At 60.9% G+C, this 17,000-nt stretch carries 17 protein-coding genes; 5 read left to right on the top strand and 12 right to left on the bottom strand.

The features are described 5' to 3' along the window. Positions 1–39 precede the first annotated feature (39 nt). A complete protein-coding gene (gene katE, locus CQ041_RS05350; RefSeq protein ID WP_256586742.1) occupies positions 40–2,253 on the bottom strand; it encodes a catalase HPII in 2,214 nt (737 codons plus the stop codon). Positions 2,254–2,446: 193 nt separating this feature from the next. Here katE and CQ041_RS05345 point away from each other — a divergent pair, with 193 nt between their 5' ends. From CQ041_RS05345 to CQ041_RS05335, 3 genes are read left to right on the top strand one after another with little or no spacing between them, the layout of a single operon-like run. Continuing rightward, positions 2,447–3,454, top strand: coding sequence for a methionine ABC transporter ATP-binding protein (locus CQ041_RS05345; RefSeq protein WP_105521423.1), 1,008 nt, complete (start codon positions 2,447–2,449; stop codon positions 3,452–3,454). After that, on the top strand, positions 3,454–4,128 hold the full coding sequence (locus CQ041_RS05340) for a methionine ABC transporter permease (protein WP_099488106.1): 675 nt from the start codon (positions 3,454–3,456) through the stop codon (positions 4,126–4,128). Before CQ041_RS05345 ends, CQ041_RS05340 begins: the two co-directional genes overlap by 1 nt. A gap of 52 nt (positions 4,129–4,180) precedes the next feature. After that, positions 4,181–4,951 (top strand): MetQ/NlpA family ABC transporter substrate-binding protein, encoded by a 771-nt coding sequence (locus CQ041_RS05335; RefSeq protein WP_105521422.1) that lies wholly within the window; start codon positions 4,181–4,183, stop codon positions 4,949–4,951. Positions 4,952–5,031: 80 nt separating this feature from the next. Here the strand turns inward: CQ041_RS05335 and CQ041_RS05330 are convergent, their stop codons facing one another. The 5 genes from CQ041_RS05330 to CQ041_RS05310 are packed head-to-tail and all read right to left on the bottom strand — an operon-like array spanning position 5,032 to position 8,955. Further along, positions 5,032–5,667, bottom strand: a complete 636-nt coding sequence (locus tag CQ041_RS05330) for an SCO family protein (protein WP_105521421.1) — start codon at positions 5,665–5,667, stop codon at positions 5,032–5,034. After that, a complete protein-coding gene (cyoE, locus tag CQ041_RS05325; RefSeq protein ID WP_105521420.1) occupies positions 5,664–6,563 on the bottom strand; it encodes a heme o synthase in 900 nt (299 codons plus the stop codon). The genes CQ041_RS05330 and cyoE overlap by 4 nt, the downstream gene beginning before the upstream one ends. After that, positions 6,551–7,630, bottom strand: a complete 1,080-nt coding sequence (locus CQ041_RS05320; protein ID WP_105521419.1) for a heme A synthase — start codon at positions 7,628–7,630, stop codon at positions 6,551–6,553. The genes cyoE and CQ041_RS05320 overlap by 13 nt, the downstream gene beginning before the upstream one ends. A gap of 10 nt (positions 7,631–7,640) precedes the next feature. Next, a complete protein-coding gene (locus CQ041_RS05315; RefSeq protein WP_105521477.1) occupies positions 7,641–8,225 on the bottom strand; it encodes a hypothetical protein in 585 nt (194 codons plus the stop codon). Further along, entirely contained in the window at positions 8,191–8,955 is a 765-nt protein-coding gene (locus CQ041_RS05310; protein WP_105521418.1) for an SURF1 family protein, read from the bottom strand. Before CQ041_RS05310 ends, CQ041_RS05315 begins: the two co-directional genes overlap by 35 nt. A gap of 28 nt (positions 8,956–8,983) precedes the next feature. On the opposite strand from CQ041_RS05310, the gene CQ041_RS05305 reads away from it, so the two are divergent. Beyond that, complete coding sequence (locus tag CQ041_RS05305) at positions 8,984–9,187, top strand: twin transmembrane helix small protein (protein ID WP_105521417.1); 204 nt, start codon at positions 8,984–8,986, stop codon at positions 9,185–9,187. 6 nt (positions 9,188–9,193) lie between these two features. Here CQ041_RS05305 and CQ041_RS05300 read toward each other — a convergent pair whose 3' ends face one another. The 4 genes from CQ041_RS05300 to coxB all read right to left on the bottom strand — a co-directional run bounded on the left by CQ041_RS05300 (position 9,194) and on the right by coxB (position 13,513). After that, positions 9,194–10,081 (bottom strand): cytochrome c oxidase subunit 3, encoded by an 888-nt coding sequence (locus CQ041_RS05300; protein WP_105521416.1) that lies wholly within the window; start codon positions 10,079–10,081, stop codon positions 9,194–9,196. Positions 10,082–10,116: 35 nt separating this feature from the next. After that, on the bottom strand, positions 10,117–10,668 hold the full coding sequence (locus CQ041_RS05295; protein ID WP_105521476.1) for a cytochrome c oxidase assembly protein: 552 nt from the start codon (positions 10,666–10,668) through the stop codon (positions 10,117–10,119). Positions 10,669–10,740: 72 nt separating this feature from the next. Then, positions 10,741–12,327 (bottom strand): cytochrome c oxidase subunit I, encoded by a 1,587-nt coding sequence (gene ctaD, locus CQ041_RS05290; RefSeq protein ID WP_105521415.1) that lies wholly within the window; start codon positions 12,325–12,327, stop codon positions 10,741–10,743. 58 nt (positions 12,328–12,385) lie between these two features. After that, the gene (gene coxB / locus CQ041_RS05285) at positions 12,386–13,513 is read right to left on the bottom strand and encodes a cytochrome c oxidase subunit II (RefSeq protein ID WP_105521414.1); all 1,128 of its coding nucleotides are present in this window, start codon (positions 13,511–13,513) and stop codon (positions 12,386–12,388) included. A gap of 368 nt (positions 13,514–13,881) precedes the next feature. Here coxB and CQ041_RS05280 point away from each other — a divergent pair, with 368 nt between their 5' ends. Beyond that, positions 13,882–14,529, top strand: coding sequence for a hypothetical protein (locus tag CQ041_RS05280; protein WP_105521413.1), 648 nt, complete (start codon positions 13,882–13,884; stop codon positions 14,527–14,529). A 70-nt stretch (positions 14,530–14,599) separates the two neighbouring features. Here the strand turns inward: CQ041_RS05280 and CQ041_RS05275 are convergent, their stop codons facing one another. Together CQ041_RS05275 and CQ041_RS05270 are read right to left on the bottom strand one after the other, a co-directional pair. Beyond that, on the bottom strand, positions 14,600–16,135 hold the full coding sequence (locus tag CQ041_RS05275; protein ID WP_105521412.1) for a SulP family inorganic anion transporter: 1,536 nt from the start codon (positions 16,133–16,135) through the stop codon (positions 14,600–14,602). A gap of 85 nt (positions 16,136–16,220) precedes the next feature. Then, a complete protein-coding gene (locus CQ041_RS05270; protein WP_105521411.1) occupies positions 16,221–16,952 on the bottom strand; it encodes a carbonic anhydrase in 732 nt (243 codons plus the stop codon). Between the last annotated feature and the right edge of the window lie 48 nt (positions 16,953–17,000).

Below are 17,000 nucleotides of genomic sequence, written 5' to 3'. Positions count from 1 at the left end.
GGCTTGCCCCCGATAGCCATCTAACAAACAACCAAAAGCTTAAGCCGGAATAGCTTTAGCCTTGGGCTCACGATCCCACACCCGATGCTGGCCAATCGCGGCAAAGAACGCCTTGAACGCCTTGGCGTCCGAACCCACGATCAACCCCGCATCCGCCTCGAGCTTGAGCACGTCCAGCAACGGCTTGGCATCATCGGCAACCGTAATCGCCTTCAGGTGCTTGTACGCTTCCAGCACGTAATGCAGTGCCACACCGTCGCCGCTCAACGCCTTGACCGACTCTTTGCCGCCGGGAACAAATACCGCGTCAAACGCAATGGACGGCATGCCTTCCATCGACGCATCCACCGGCAGGCTCTTGCCATCCGCCGTCTTCACCGGCGCCGACGTCGGCCCCAACAGCTTGGCGTGAGCACCCTCGGCTTCCAGCGCCGCCTTCAACGCGGCAATCGCCGCACCGTCCACGCCATTGGCCGCCAGAATCGCCACCTTGCGGGTCTTGATATCGCCCGGCAACAAATTCGCCTGACTCAATGCAGGGGAGCGCTCGGGTTTGGTCTTGAGCTCCGCTACCGTGCCTTTTGTCGGTGCCGGCAGCCCCAGGTTCTGCGCCACGCGTTTGGCCAGTTCCAGATCGATGTTGGCCAGAATCTCGTTGACCTGGCGCGCGCGGATAAACTCACGCTCCACCTTGCCCAACTCAAAGCTGTACGCCGCAATGATGTGCTCTTGCTCATGCGCACTCATGCTGCGGAAGAACAGGCGCGCCTGGGAGAAGTGATCCCCGAACGACTCGCTGCGCTCGCGCACTTTGTTGGCGTCGACGCGCTCGTAATAGGATTCGAAACCACCATCCTCGGCAGCCGGCGCTGTCTCGCTGGGCCAGCCGCCGTCGATGGAGTTTGGCTCATAGGCCGCACGCCCCTTGTCGATGGTGGTGCGGTGCATCGCATCACGCTGGCCGTTATGGAAGGGGGCGACCGGTCGATTAATCGGCAATTCGTGAAAGTTCGGACCACCGAGTCGGCTGATCTGCGTATCGGTGTAGGAAAACAACCGACCTTGCAGCAGCGGGTCATTGGAGAAGTCGATCCCGGGCACGATGTGGCCAGGGCAGAACGCCACCTGTTCAACTTCGGCAAAAAAGTTGTCCGGGTTGCGGTTGAGCACCATCTTGCCCAGCGGCGTGATGGGCACCAATTCCTCGGGTATCAGCTTGGTGGGATCGAGGATGTCGAAATCGAACGCGTGTTCCTTGTCTTCTGGAATCACCTGCACACCCAGTTCCCACTCTGGGTAATCGCCCATTTCAATGGCTTCCCACAGGTCGCGACGGTGGTAGTCGGTATCTTTACCGGCAAGCTTTTGCGCTTCGTCCCACACCAGCGAACAGGTACCCGCCGTAGGACGCCAGTGGAATTTGACAAAGTTGGACACGCCTTCGGCATTGATAAAACGGAAGGTGTGCACGCCAAAGCCCTGCATGCTGCGTAGGCTTTTTGGAATGGCACGGTCAGACATGGCCCAAATGACCATGTGCGCAGACTCAGGCTGCAGCGAGACAAAATCCCAGAACGTGTCATGGGCCGAACCGCCGGTTGGAATTTCGTTGTGCGGTTCAGGCTTCACCGCGTGGACGAAGTCGGGAAACTTGATTGCGTCCTGGATAAAAAACACCGGTATGTTGTTGCCCACCAGGTCGAAGTTGCCCTCGTCGGTGAAGAACTTCACGGCGAAACCACGCACGTCTCGCACGGTATCGCCTGAACCTCGAGGGCCCTGCACGGTGGAGAATCGGGTGAATACCGGGGTTTTATGGCCTGGGTCGCGCAGGAACCCTGCCTTGGTCAGAGCCGAGTGGTTCTCGTAGCTCTGGAAATACCCGTGGGCGCCGGTGCCACGAGCATGCACGATGCGCTCCGGGATGCGCTCATGGTCAAAGTGCGTGATTTTTTCACGCATGATGAAGTCTTCCAGCAGCGACGGCCCGCGTGCGCCGGCCTTCAAGCTGTTCTGGTTATCGGAAATCTTGACGCCTTGGTTAGTGCGCAGCGCCTGGCCGGTTGCGTCGGAACGGAACGCCTCCAAGGCCTGCAACTTGGCGTTGGTATTGCCACGGTCCAGGGTATCGGTACCCGCGAGTTCACTCTTCGGCGGGGTAGCTGGCTTTTTGGTGCTCATCAGACATGACTCCTTATTCAAAGTGGCCAGAGCAATCCCCGGCTCGTTTGAGCAAAACCCCAGGCACGGCACCTGGGAAATCGAGTTGCTTAAGTAGTGACTGATGGGGTTGGGGGCCGTTCCTTTTATATGACCTTTGATCGCGTTATTGCCAAATCGCTGGATGGATGCGAAATAAATGCTAAGAAACACTAGTTGGACAGGCTAAAATGCGCGCCCGGCTAACCGCTGATCCCTTTTCCATGCGCCCCACAAGGTTCGCTACGTGATCGAGTTTCATAACGTCCATAAAACCTACCGTGTCGACGGTAAGGATATCCCCGCGCTGCACCCCACCAGCCTGACCGTCGAGAACGGCCAGGTGTTTGGCCTCATCGGCCATTCGGGTGCCGGCAAAAGTACCCTGCTGCGCCTGATCAATCGCCTCGAAGAACCGAGCGGCGGGCAGATCAGCGTCGACGGTGAAGAAGTGACTGCCCTGGACGCCAACGGCCTGCGCCGTTTTCGCCAGCAAGTCGGGATGATTTTCCAGCACTTCAACCTGCTGGCCTCCAAGACCGTCGCCGACAACGTGGCGCTGCCGCTGACCCTGGCGGGCGAATTGTCCCGCAAGGACATCGACCTGCGCGTCGCACAACTGCTCGCACGGGTTGGCCTGTCAGATCACGCCAAAAAGTACCCGGCGCAATTGTCCGGGGGCCAGAAGCAGCGCGTCGGCATCGCCCGCGCGCTGGCGACCAAGCCAAAAATCTTGCTGTGCGACGAGGCCACCAGCGCCCTCGACCCGCAGACCACCGCCTCGGTGCTGCAACTGCTGGCCGAAATCAACCGCGAGCTCAAACTGACCATCGTCTTGATCACCCATGAAATGGATGTGATCCGCCGCGTCTGCGACCAGGTGGCGGTAATGGACGCCGGCGTGATCGTCGAGCAAGGCTCGGTGGCCGATGTGTTCCTGCACCCCCAGCACCCGACCACCAAGCGCTTCGTGCAAGAGTCCGAACAGGTCGACGAAAACGAACAACGCGACGATTTCGCCCATGTGCCGGGCCGTATCGTGCGCCTGACGTTCCAGGGCGAAGCGACCTACGCGCCGCTGCTGGGTACCGTCGCCCGCGAAACGGGAGTGGACTACAGCATTCTTGCCGGCCGTATCGACCGCATCAAAGACATCCCTTACGGGCAACTGACCCTCGCCGTCACGGGTGGTGACATGGAGGCCGCCTTCGCGCGCTTCACCGCCGCCGACGTCCACATGGAGGTCCTGCGCTAATGGAAGTCCTGTTGAGTTTCTTCGCCAATATCGACTGGTCCGAAATCTGGCTCGCCACTGGCGACACCATGACCATGCTGTTCGGCTCGCTGTTCTTTACCGTGGTACTGGGCCTGCCGCTGGGCGTGCTGCTGTTCCTGACCAGCCCGCGCCAACTGTTCGAACAAAAGGGCCTGTACGCGCTGCTGTCGCTGATCGTGAACATCCTGCGTTCGCTGCCGTTCATCATCCTGTTGATCGTGATGATCCCGTTCACCGTGTTGATCACCGGGACTTCGCTGGGTGTGGCGGGGGCGATTCCGCCGTTGGTCGTCGGTGCGACGCCATTCTTCGCACGCCTGGTGGAAACCGCCCTGCGTGAAGTGGACCGCGGCATTATCGAAGCCACCCAATCCATGGGCGCCAGCACGCGCCAGATCATCACCAACGCCTTGTTGCCCGAAGCACGCCCCGGCATTTTCGCGGCGATTACGGTGACGGCGATTACACTGGTGTCCTACACGGCGATGGCCGGTGTGGTCGGTGCCGGTGGCCTGGGTGACCTGGCGATCCGCTTCGGTTACCAGCGTTTCCAGACCGATGTGATGGTGGTCACCGTGGTGATGCTGCTGATCCTGGTGCAAATTCTGCAAACCGTCGGCGACAAGCTGGTGGTGCATTTTTCTCGAAAATAACGGCCACTGCCGGCCCAAAAGCCGGCACCTGCCCGAACAAGGAGCTTGTTGGATGAAAAAACTACTGGTTGCTTTCGCCGCCGTTGCCGCGTTTTCCGCCCACGCCGAAACCATTACCGTCGCTGCGTCGCCGGTGCCGCATGCGGAAATCCTGGAGTTCGTGAAACCTGCACTCGCCAAAGAAGGCGTGGACCTGCAGGTCAAAGTCTTCACCGACTACGTGCAGCCGAACGTACAAGTGGCTGAAAAGCGCCTGGACGCCAACTTCTTCCAGCACCAGCCGTACCTGGATGAATTCAACAAGGCCAAGGGCACTCACCTGGTGAGCGTCGGTGCCGTGCACCTGGAGCCCCTGGGCGCCTACTCCAGCAAGTACAAGAAGCTCGACGAGCTGCCAAGCGGCGCCAACGTGGTGATTCCGAACGACGCCACCAACGGCGGCCGCGCACTGTTGCTGCTGGCCAAGAACGGCCTGATCACCTTGAAGGACCCGAGCAACATCCTGTCGACCATCAAGGACATCACTGCCAACCCGAAAAACCTGAAGTTCCGTGAACTGGAAGCCGCGACCCTGCCGCGCGTGCTGACCCAGGTCGACCTGGCGCTGATCAACACCAACTATGCGCTGGAAGCCAAGCTGGACCCGTCCAAGGACGCCCTGGTCATTGAAGGCAGCGACTCGCCTTACGTGAACATTCTGGTGACCCGCGAAGACAACAAGGACGCGGACGCGGTGAAGAAGCTGGTGGCAGCCCTGCACACGCCTGAAGTGAAGAAGTTCATCGAAGAGAAGTACAAAGGCGCGATCAAGCCGGCGTTCTGATCCGACTCGATCTCCCAACTACCGGAGATCAAAAGGTGGGAGGGGGCTGGCCCCCTCCCACCGTTGTTTTGTGGCGTTAGTTATTTTCGCTGCAACAGGCCAGGCAGTTGCGCGATTAGCTTCTGGTTGTTCAACGGCGCCCGGATAAACCCACGCTGGGTCCCGTCCGGCCCGATCAACGCCAGGTTGCCACTGTGGTCCACGGTGTAATTCGGCTTGCTGGTATCGGCCGGAATAAACGGAATGCTCACCGCATTCGACACCTTCTGCACGTCCTCCACGTTCGCACCAGTCAAGCCCACGAACTGCGGATCGAAGTACCCCAGGTACTGCTTGAGCTGAGCCGGCGTATCGCGGTGCGGATCGACACTCACCAGGATCACCTGCAACTTGTCCACGACGTCCTTGGGCAGCTCGCTCTTGATCTGGCGCAACTGGGCGAGAGTGGTAGGACAGATATCCGGGCAGAACGTGTAGCCAAAGAACAGCAGGCTCCACTTGCCCTTCAACTCATTGACCAGCACCGGCTGGCCGTCCTGGTTGCTCATACTGACGGGGGGCAACTGACGGCTTTGCGGCAGCAGGATGATCCCTGCGTCGATCAGCGCAGTGGGGTCGCCCTGGCCTTTGCCATTGAGCACCTTGTTGACGGTCAGGCCCATGATCAGCGCGACGATGGCGACCAGGATGAAGACGGTTTTCTGAGTTCGGGTCATAGGTTCAACAGTAGGTAGTGGTCTACGAGCAGGGCGATGAACAGCAGCAGCAAGTACCAGATAGAGTACTTGAAGGTGTTGATCGCCGCGTGCGGCCGACCGCCACGGTACAACACCCAGGCCCATTGCAGAAAGCGCGCACCCAATAGCAGTGCGCAGGCCAGGTAGAGCGGGCCGCTCATATGGATCACATAAGGCATCAGGCTCACCGCCAGCAGGGCGAAGGTGTAGAGCAGGATATGCACCTTGGTGTACTGCTCGCCGTGGGTCACCGGCAGCATCGGAATATCGGCCTTCGCGTATTCCTCTTTGCGATGGATGGCCAGGGCCCAGAAGTGCGGCGGGGTCCAGGCGAAGATGATCAGCACCAGCAACAAGGGCTCGGCGCTGATATGCCCGGTGACGGCCACCCAGCCCAACAGCGGCGGTGCCGCCCCGGCGAGGCCGCCGATGACGATATTCTGCGGTGTCGCGCGCTTGAGGAATCCGGTGTAGATCACCGCATAGCCCAGCAGCGAAGCCAAGGTCAGCCACGCCGCCAAGGGGTTGGTAAACGCCAGCAGCAGGGCTAAACCTGCAACAGCCAGAAACAATGCAAAGGCCAACGCTGCCCCTGGCGCCACACGTCCCTGGGCCAGCGGCCGTTTATGCGTACGCGCCATGACTGCATCGATACGCCGGTCCACCACATGGTTCACCGCCGCCGCGCCGCCCGCGCACAGGGCAATCCCGAGGTTGCCGAACACCAGCACCGTCCACGGCACGCCGGCACGCGTCGCCAGGAACATCCCCACCAGCGAGGTGATGAGCATCAACACCACCACTTTCGGCTTGGTCAGCTCCAGGTAATCACGCCAGAGCGCCTGGTCGTGACGCGCACCGATCAAGGACGCCATGGCATCTCTCCTTTGAGGGTGATGAGGCCCGACACCTGTTTGCGCGGGATAAATCGCCAGCCGAAGGGCTGCTGGTTACGCACCCGAACGAGGCTGGTGCGTGCGTGGTAGTTGACCAGCACCAGCGTCAGCAACAAGGCCGCGCCGCCGGCGTTATGGGCGACCGCCACCGGCAGTGGCAGATGAAAATACACGTTGCTCAGGCCCAGGCAGAGTTGCGCCGCCAATGCGATCAGCAGCAGGCCAGCCAGACGCGTCATGCCCACCAGCCGCAACTGCCAGGCCAGGCCCAGCAGCGCCAGCGTGACCACCACAGCGCCAAGACGATGGGTCAGATGAATCGCCGTGCGCGCCTCGCTGTCCAGCTGCCCGCCCAAATAGTTGGGGCCGATGTGCTGGGTGAGGTGAAAGCCGTTGGCAAAGTCCGCCGCAGGCCACCACTGGCCATGACAGGTCGGCAGGTCGATACAGGCCACCGCCGCGTAGTTGGAGCTGACCCAACCGCCCAACGCAATCTGGCCGATCACCAGCACCAGCCCCGCCGTGGCCCAGTATTGCAGGCGTTTGGGCACAATCAGCGCCGGCAGCACGCCGGACAATCGCAAGGTCAGCAGGAACAGCAGGCTCAAGGTCGCAAAGCCCCCCAGCAGATGCCCCGTCACCACCTGGGGCCAGAGCTTCAACGTGACCGTCCACATGCCAAACGCCGCCTGAGCGACGACTACCGCGAGCACAAACAGCGGCAACTTCACCGGTTGGCCTGGGTCACGCCGATGGCTCCACGAGCGCGCCGCCAGCAGTGCGATCAACAGCCCCAGGGTACCGGCGAAGTAGCGATGAATCATCTCGCTCCAGCCCTTGTCCGCTTCCACCGGAGCGTCGGGAAAATGCAGTTCGGCATGGGCCAGTTGGGCTTCGCTCTGCGGCACGCTGATAAACCCATAGCAACCGGGCCAGTCCGGGCAGCCCAGGCCGGCATGGGTCAAGCGGGTATAGGCCCCGAGCAGCACCACGATCAGCGCCAGCAGGGTGGCAAACAACGCAAGGCGAAATCCAGGCTTGGCCATGACGATGCCCTTATCCGATGTTCGACAGTTTCAGCAGGTGTCGCAGGTCATTGAGCAAGTCCTTGCCCTTGACCCCGGCGTCGTAGCGCAGCACCAGGTTGCCGTGGGGGTCGACGATCCACAATTGCGCATCGCCTGGTGCAGTGGCGCCCTTGGTGAAGGTCGACAGGTCCAGTGGGTAGCGTTGCAGCTGCGGGTATTCGACTTTCAATTTGGCCTCGTACTCGGCGCCGACCGGCTGCGCACTGGCCAACGCATGGCTGGCGCGTGACGCATCGCGGCCCAGGCTGATTTGCAGTTGGCGCGCCAGGTACACCAACTGCTGGCAATCGGCAGCACAGGCAGCGGGCGCCGTGACCAACAACTGCCAGCGCTGCTCATCCGCCTGCACGCCGATCTCCGCGCGCGTCTGGCCGTTGCCGATCATCTCGCCGTGATAGCTGCGGCTGTCCGGCACCCAGAACTGCAGCTTGTACATGAAGGTGGCCAGCGCCATCGGGCCGATCACCATCATCAGGATCAGGATCAACTGCCAGCGACCTTTGCGCCGGTCCGGCAGCTCAGATGCGCTGGGTGGATTCATGGCCGCTCCCATGGGACTTCTCCTGTGTGTTGTGCCGTCCGAGATAGACGTAAAGCGCCATCAGCGCCAAGGCCATGGCGAACCACTGCACCGCATACGCCAAGTGTTTTTCCGGGCCCATCGCGACAATCGGCCAGGTGGTTTCATACGTGCCGGGGCCGGCTTCGGCACGCAGCTCATAGGCAAAACCACTGCGCCCCAACTCGGCCCAGAGCGCGGCAGGATGCAAGGCGGTCAGTAGACGCGGCCATTGGGCATTGGCCGGGTCGGCGTGCAGTTGGAAGGTTTCGCCGGGGGCGACGTAGACCCAGGCGTCCAGGTTCAACGGCTGGTCGGGGGTGGTGAATGCCGGCGGCAGGCGCCGATCCGGCCACGGCAGCCAGCCGCGATTGAGCAATAGCCACAGGCCGCTGGCCTGGTCATGGAAGGGTTGCAGCAGCTCGACGCCGGCCTTGCCGTCGCGCATGCGGTTGTCGAGCAGCACCGTGTGCGCGGCATCGAATTGGCCGCGCAGGCGGACGCGACGGAAGGCCGGGTCGGTGAGCTCGTTGAGCTGCACGCTGCTGATCGGCTCAGCCGCGCGCCGCTCGGCATAACTGTCCACCAGCTGTTGTTTTTCCTGGCCGCGGGACAGCTGCCAAAGCCCCATCCCCACCATCACGGGCAGCAACACCAGCACCACCAACGTCGGTGCGATGCCTGGATGAAAGCCTTTTGCGGCGCTGGCTATACTTGTTTTCATTGCCCGCCCATCCCATTGGAGCCGCCCCATGCTCAAAGCTGCCATCGCCCTGATGCTGATCGCGACCGTTGTGAGCCTGCTCAGTGGCCTGTTTTTCCTGGTCAAGGACGGCGGCCACTCCAACCGCCTCGTCAACGCCCTGACCGTGCGCGTGATCTTGGCCGTGATCACCCTGGGGTTGATCACCTGGGGCTTTTTCAGCGGCCAGTTGGTTTCCCATGCGCCTTGGTAACGCTCCTCACAGCACGTAGACGAAGAAGAACAGCCCGATCCACACCACATCCACAAAGTGCCAATACCAGCTGGCCGCCTCGAACCCGAACTGGTGCTCGGCGTTGAAGTGCCCGCGCATCACACGCATCAGCATCACGAACAAAATAATCGTGCCGATGGTCACGTGGGCGCCATGAAACCCCGTCAACATGAAGAACGTCGCGCCGTACACGCCGGAACCCAGTGTGAGGCCCAGTTCTTTGTACGCATGGATGTATTCCTCGGCCTGAAACCCCAGGAACGCCAGGCCCAGCAGCACGGTGATCGCCAGCCAGATCTTCAACGCGCCGCGATGACCCTTGCGCAGGGCATGGTGGGCGATGGTGATGGTCACGCTGGAACTCACCAGCAGGATGGTATTGACCAGCGGCAGGCCCCACGGGCTGATGGTGCCTTCGGGTGCGGGATACAGTTTGGGGTCAGGGTTGTTGAGCAGCGGCCAGGCAAACTCGAAGTTCGGCCAGAGCATGTGCGCGATGCCTTTTGAACCTTCGCCCGCCAACCAGGGCGCCGACATGTGTCGCACGTAAAACAGTGCGCCGAAGAACGCGATGAAGAACATCACCTCGGAAAAGATGAACCACGACATGCCCCAGCGAAACGAGCGGTCCATCTGCGCGCTGTACAACCCGGCGCGACTTTCCTTGATCACCGCGCCGAACCAGCCGAACAGCATGTAGGCCAGCAACAGCCCGCCGACGAAAAAAATCCACGGCCCGTGGGACTCCGCTCGCGCCGCCTTGAGGTCGTTGAACCACAAACCCAGGCCGTACACCGTGATCAACAGGCCAAACGTCGCAATTATTGGCCATTTACTTTGCGCTGGTACGTAGTACGTATCATGAGACGACATGTATTCGCTCTCCTGATTGAGGGGGCAAACAGTAGCTAGCCGCCGCTGTGGGCAGCCACCGGCGGTTGGCGGGCAGTGATATCAAATAGCGTGTACGCCAGGGTCAAATGCTTCACATCCTTGGGCATGTCGCGATCGACGATAAAACGCACCGGCATTTCGATGCGCTCACCGGGCTGCAGCACCTGCTGGGTGAAGCAAAAACATTCGGTCTTGTGGAAATACATCGCCGCTTCGGCCGGGGAAATACTCGGTACCGCCTGGGCGGTCATCGCCTTGTCCGTGGGGTTATGGGCCACAAACAGCATCTCGGTCACTGCACCGGGATTGACCACTACCTCGTCAGCCTTGGAATGGAATTCCCAGACCATGTCGATGGCATTGGTGGACAGAAACTGCACCCGCACCTGGCGCGATACATCCACCACCTGCGAGCCTTCGTACTGCCCGGCAGTCTTGCCATTGATGCCGAATGCCTTGCACATCACGTCGTAGATCGGCACCAGCGCAAAGCCGAAGGCGAACATGGCGACCACCAAAATGAGCAGGCGGGTGACCAGCCGCCTGATGGGCACGGACTCAGCCATGACGCCCCCCAAAGTGAACTCGATCAAGGTGGCTCCCACAGGGGATTTGGGGTGACTTGGCGAGCGGCCTGTTCATTTGACCTCCGGCGGCGTGGTGAAGGTGTGATAGGGCGCTGGTGAAGGGACGCTCCACTCCAGCCCTTCAGCCCCATCCCACGGCTTGGCCGGCGCCGGCGGGCCACCACGGATGCACTTGATCACGATGAACAGGAAGAAGATCTGCGTGGCGCCAAACATGAATGCGCCAATCGACGACACCATGTTGAAGTCGGCGAATTGCAGGTTGTAGTCCGGCACCCGGCGCGGCATGCCGGCCAGCCCCACGAAGTGCATCGGGAAGAACGCCATGTTCATGCCCACGAAAGACAGCCAGAAGTGCAGCTTGCCCAAGGTTTCGTCGTACATGTGGCCGGTCCATTTCGGCAGCCAGTAGTACGCCGAGGCAAAGATGCCGAAGATCGCGCCGGGCACCAGTACGTAATGGAAGTGCGCCACCACAAAGTAGGTGTCGTGGTACTGGAAGTCAGCCGGCGCAATCGCCAGCATCAGCCCCGAAAACCCACCGATGGTGAACAGGATCACGAAGGCCACGGCGAACAACATCGGCGTCTCGAACGTCAGCGAGCCTTGCCACATGGTGCTGACCCAGTTGAACACCTTCACGCCCGTCGGCACGGCGATCAGCAGCGTGGCGTACATGAAGAACAGTTCGCCCACCAATGGAATGCCGACCACGAACATGTGGTGCGCCCATACGATGAACGACAGGAACGCGATGCTCGCGGTGGCGTAGACCATTGAGGTGTAGCCGAACAACGGTTTGCGCGAGAACGTAGGGATGATCGAGCTGACGGCGCCAAAGGCCGGCAGGATCATGATGTACACCTCGGGATGGCCGAAGAACCAGAACACATGCTGGAACAACACCGGATCACCGCCGCCCGCCGCACTGAAGAAGCTGGTGCCGAAGTGGATGTCCATCAGCATCATGGTCACGCAGCCTGCCAGTACGGGCATGACCGCAATCAGCAGGAAGGCGGTGATCAGCCAGGTCCACACGAACAATGGCATTTTCATCAACGTCATGCCCGGTGCGCGCAGGTTGAGGATGGTGGCGACTACGTTGATCGCGCCCATGATCGAGCTGATGCCCATCAAGTGAATGGCGAAGATAAAGAACGTCACGCTTTCCGGCGCGTAGGTGGTGGAGAGCGGGGCGTAGAAGGTCCAGCCGAAATTCGGCCCGCCACCCGGGCTGAACAGGGTCGATACCAGCAGCAGGAATGCCGCCGGCAACAGCCAGAAGCTGAAGTTGTTCATGCGCGGCAGGGCCATGTCCGGCGCGCCGATCATCAGCGGGATCATCCAGTTGGCCAGCCCGACGAACGCCGGCATGACCGCGCCAAATACCATGATCAGGCCGTGCATGGTGGTCATCTGGTTGAAGAACGCTGGCTCGACGATCTGCAAGCCCGGCTGAAACAGCTCGGCACGGATCACCATGGCGAATGAACCGCCGAGCAAGAACATGGCGAATGCGAACCACAGGTACATCGTGCCGATGTCTTTGTGGTTGGTGGTCAGCACCCAGCGCATCAAGCCTTTGGCGGGGCCGTGGGCATGGTCGGCGTGACCATGGTCATCGATCACAGTGCTCATGGCCGTTCTCCTGCAAGCGAGTGGGCGCGGCGGGTCGAGTTAAACGCCTTGGAATAGGTCATTTGCTTTCCGCCTGCTTGATGGCCAGCACGTCTTTAGGCGTGACCATGTCGCCTTTGTTGTTGCCCCAGGCATTGCGCTCGTAAGTGACCACGGCGGCGATATCGACTTCAGAAAGCTGTTTGCCGAAGGCCGCCATCGCGGTGCCCGGCTTGCCGTGATAGACGATGCCCAGGTGATCGGCCGCAGGCCCGGTGGCGATTTTCGAGCCCTTGAGCGCCGGGAACATCGGCGGCAGGCCCTGGCCCTCGGCCTGGTGACAGGCCACGCAGGTGGTGTGGTAGACCTTGTCGCCACGGGCCACCAGTTCTTCAAGCGTCCACTCCTTGGAGGTCAATTCCTTGAGTTTGGCGGCTTCTTCCTTGCGCTCGCCAAGCCAGGTTTCGTAGTCGGCCTTGGACTTGACCTCAACCACGATCGGCATGAAGCCGTGGTCCTTGCCGCACAGCTCGGCGCACTGGCCACGGTAGATGCCGGGCTTCTCGACCCGAGTCCAGGCTTCGTTGACGAAGCCGGGTATGGCGTCGCGCTTGACCGCAAACGCCGGCACCCACCAGGAATGGATCACGTCGGCGGCGGTCACCAGGAAGCGCACCTTGGCGCCCACCGGCAGCACCAGCGGCTGGTCGACTTCCAGCAAGTAGTGTTCGCCCTTGGTGGCCTGGTTATGAATCTGCTCGGCGGGGGTGGCCAGGTTGCTGAAGAACTCGACGTCCTGGCCCAGGTATTTGTAGTGCCATTTCCACTGGTAGCCGGTGACCTGAATATCGATATCCGACTCACTGCTGTCGTAGATATTGATCAGGGTCTTGGTCGCCGGGATGGCCATCGCCACAAGGATCAACAAGGGCACCACGGTCCAGAGGATTTCCACGGTCGTGCTCTCGTGGAACCGGGCAGCGACCTGGCCGGTGGAGCGTCGGTGCACCATCATCGACCAGAACATCGCGCCAAACACGATGATGCCGATCACCACACAGATCCAGAAAATGGTCATGTGCAGGTCAAACACAGCGTGACTGACTTCAGTCGCCCCTGGCGCCATATTCGTTGTCCAGGCGGCGTGCGCCTGGCCGAATACCGACCACAACAGGAGGCCCATCCAAACGTGTGGATGTCGCATCATTGCGGGTTCCCCTTATCGTTCTTGTTATCCCGCCGGTTTGCACCTGCGTCGAAGGGAGCGGCTCTCCATACTGCTAACAACCGCTTAGCCTTGCCTGCTTATGCAGTCTGGCGTCATCAGCTAATCGCGTACAAATCCGAGTATAGACAGGGACTGCAACCCCGCAATGTGTAGGGTCAAATCAGCAAAAATGAAGGTTTTCAGCTAATAAAACCGGGTGCGGAATCGTTTATCCGACGAACGATGGCGTTTCGATATAACGCACACGCATAACCATGAAATAATTATGACAAATGCGTCTGAGGCGCTCGTTTAAACGAGCTACCTTATCGTCTTCCTTTTCTTACGCCTGTTTCACTGGAGCCCTCATGAACACCGCCGCATTGCGCGAGCAGATTTCCCGTGCCCATCAACACGAAGCCAGCACGGGCCAGCTTGCCCAGCAACTGGAATCCCAATTGCCGCACCTGCATTCGGCCATCTCCCTGGCTGACGGTGATCGCAACATTGTCATGACTCGCTTCGTGACCGCCTACATCGACCTCGTACCGGACCTGCTGGACGCTGCCAACGACGTGGCCCGCGAGGCCGGCATCGAAAGCCAGATCAAGCCGGTGCTGAAGATTGCCGAGCAATTCTTCCTGCAACCGCCCGCGATCCTGGCCGGGCATGAAGGGCTCGACGGCCTGCTGGATGAGGCCTACCTGGCCCATCGTCTGGTGGAAGAAGTGAACGATCTGTACATCAAGCATTTCGGCCAGCCACTGATTCCAGCTGATACCACTGTGGCCAACGTGATTGCCCACCAACTGATCGGTGAAGATTTCGCCAATCAGCTGGATGAGGCGGTGCACCACGCGGTCGATGAAATGCTCAACGAAGACAGCTTTGCGCTGGAATCGGTGGAGGCTTACCGCGAACAGTTGAAGAGCCCGGACACGGAAGCGGCGTGGAAGCGCTGGCCGTGCCTGTCGCGCCAGTTGGGGGTTGAGTTGGCGCTGGATCAGCCTGCCTGACGCTCGAGCGATCGGCAGAACCAATGTGGGAGCCGGGCTTGCCCGCTTCCACATTGTTGATCCGGTTCCGTCAGGTGGTGGATGGCGCGGAACCTATCCCCGTCGTCGTCCGCACCCGACCTTCCAGACGGCGCTTCAACCCACGCGCTTCGATCACCAACGTCGAGCCCTTCGCCGCATTGGCACGCCCCCACTCCTCCAGCAACTCCAGGCAGGAATGGTCGATATAGCTCAAGTTGCTCAACGGCACATGCACGGTACTCCCCGCCGGCACCGTCGACAGCACCTGGGTCAATGCCGGTACTTTCAGGAACGTCGCCGCACCGGTCAGGCGCAACTCCATCTCTCCGTCTTGAGGCAGGTCGATCAGGCTGACTTTCAGCCGCGAAGCCTTGAAGGCCAGCTTGAGCAGCGTCAGCCCGAAGCCCACCAGCACGCCCGTCAGCAAGTCGGTGAAGATGATCGCCAAGGCTGTGGCCGCATAAGTGAACATCGGCATCCGCCCGTAACGCCCCAGCGCCTTGAATGCCTTGAGGTCCACCAGCTTGATACCGGTGTACACCAGCACGCCGGCCAGGCTCGCCACCGGGATGCTTTGCAGCACACTCGACAGCAACAGCACGAACGCCAGCAACCACAAGCCGTGGAACATCGCCGACAGCCGCGTGGTGGCACCGGCCTGCACGTTAGCCGAACTGCGTACGATCACGCCGGTCATCGGCAGTGCACCGACCAGACCACAGAGCATGTTGCCTACACCTTGGGCGGACAATTCCTTGTCGAAATCAGAACGCTGGCCGCTGTGCATACGGTCCACCGCGGCGGCCGAGAGCAAGGTTTCGGCGCTGGCGATAAAGGCCACGGCGAAGGCGGCGATCAGCAGTTGTGGGTCGGCCAGGTTCAGCAAGTCACTGGGCCGCAGCCAATCGATGGCGTCGGCCAGGTTTTCCGGGACCTCCACGCGCTTGACCTGCAAGGCCAGCACCAGGCTGACCACCGTGGTCAGGCCCACGCCCAACAACGCGCCAGGCACGAAGCGCAAGCTGTGCGGGCGCAACTTGTCCCACAGGTACATGACCAGCATGGTCGATAGCCCGAGCAAGCCGGCCTGCCAGCCCAGGCTTGGAATGGCTTGCGCCACCGCCGCCGGGAACCCGGCCAGGTTATCGAGCCCCGAAGGCTTGGGCGCGCCGTCGAGCATCACGTGGATCTGCGACAGCACGATCAGCACGCCAATCCCCGCGAGCATGCCGTACACCACTGCCGGTGCCGTGACGCGAAACCAGCAGCCCAGTCGCAGACGCCCGGCCACCAGTTGCAGAAAGCCCGCCAGCAACAGGATCGGGCCAAGCATCAGCATGCCGTGTTGACGCACCAGCTCGAACACCAGCACCGCCAAACCGGCCGCCGGACCGCTGACCTGCAGCGGCGACCCCGCCAACCAGCCCACCACCAGGCCACCGATGATCCCGGTGATCAAGCCCTTCGCCGGCGGCATCCCGGATGCGATTGCGATCCCCATGCACAAGGGCAGGGCGACCAGAAACACAACCACCGAGGCGAGCAGCTCCCGTGGCAATACAGCTTTCAATTGAGCAGCACGCATGATGACTCTCCCGAGGCATTCGCCGGGCGCGGCAAAGCCTGGCTGCATCCATGGCAGCCACCGCTTTACCCGGCAGGGAAGTGTTTTAGAAGCGCGCTTTAGGCGTCGCCGAAGGGATCGGGCCTTCGCCGCCCAGCGGTCGGAATGCCGATTGATCCGCGTCATAGGCACGGATTTCGCTGGTCTCGATGTTGTAGATCCACCCATGGATAAACAACTGACCATTAGCCATGCGCGAAGCCACAGAAGGGTGGGTGCGCAAATGTTGCAACTGGGCGATGACGTTTTCTTCGGTCAGCACCTTCATGCTCTCGCCTTCGTTGGCGCAGTCGCAGTTGTCATGGACCATGGCCTTGGCGACCTCGGCGTGACGCAACCAGGCCTTGACCGTCGGCATCTTCTCCAGGCTGTCCGGGTTGAGCACCGCACGCATGGCGCCGCAATCGGAGTGCCCGCAGACGATAATGTGCTGCACGCCCAAGGCGAGTACCGCGTACTCGATGGCTGTGGATACACCGCCGTTCATCTGGCCGTAGGGCGGGACCACGTTGCCGACGTTACGGGTCACGAACAGATCACCCGGCGAGCTCTGGGTGATCAGCTCTGGCACGATGCGCGAGTCGGCACAGGTAATGAACATCGCACGCGGGCTTTGGGCCGTAGCGAGTTTCTTGAACAGTTCTTCCTGCTGAGGGAAGACGTCGTGATGGAAATGCAAAAAACCGTCAACGATATGCTGCAGCGCTGCATCGGCGCTTTCCGCCACCTGAGGGGCTGGAGCCGACGCAGCCAACGGCTGTTTATCCTTATCACTCATGGATTCATCCTCTTGAATTATGCAGGGGAGTTTTCAGGTCAGTTCGAC

Source organism: Pseudomonas sp. MYb60 (assembly GCF_002979555.1).
In the GTDB taxonomy this organism is placed as follows: Bacteria; Pseudomonadota; Gammaproteobacteria; order Pseudomonadales; family Pseudomonadaceae; genus Aquipseudomonas.
Note: the sequence above shows the minus strand (reverse complement) of the source record. Positions and strands in the feature narration are given on the sequence as shown.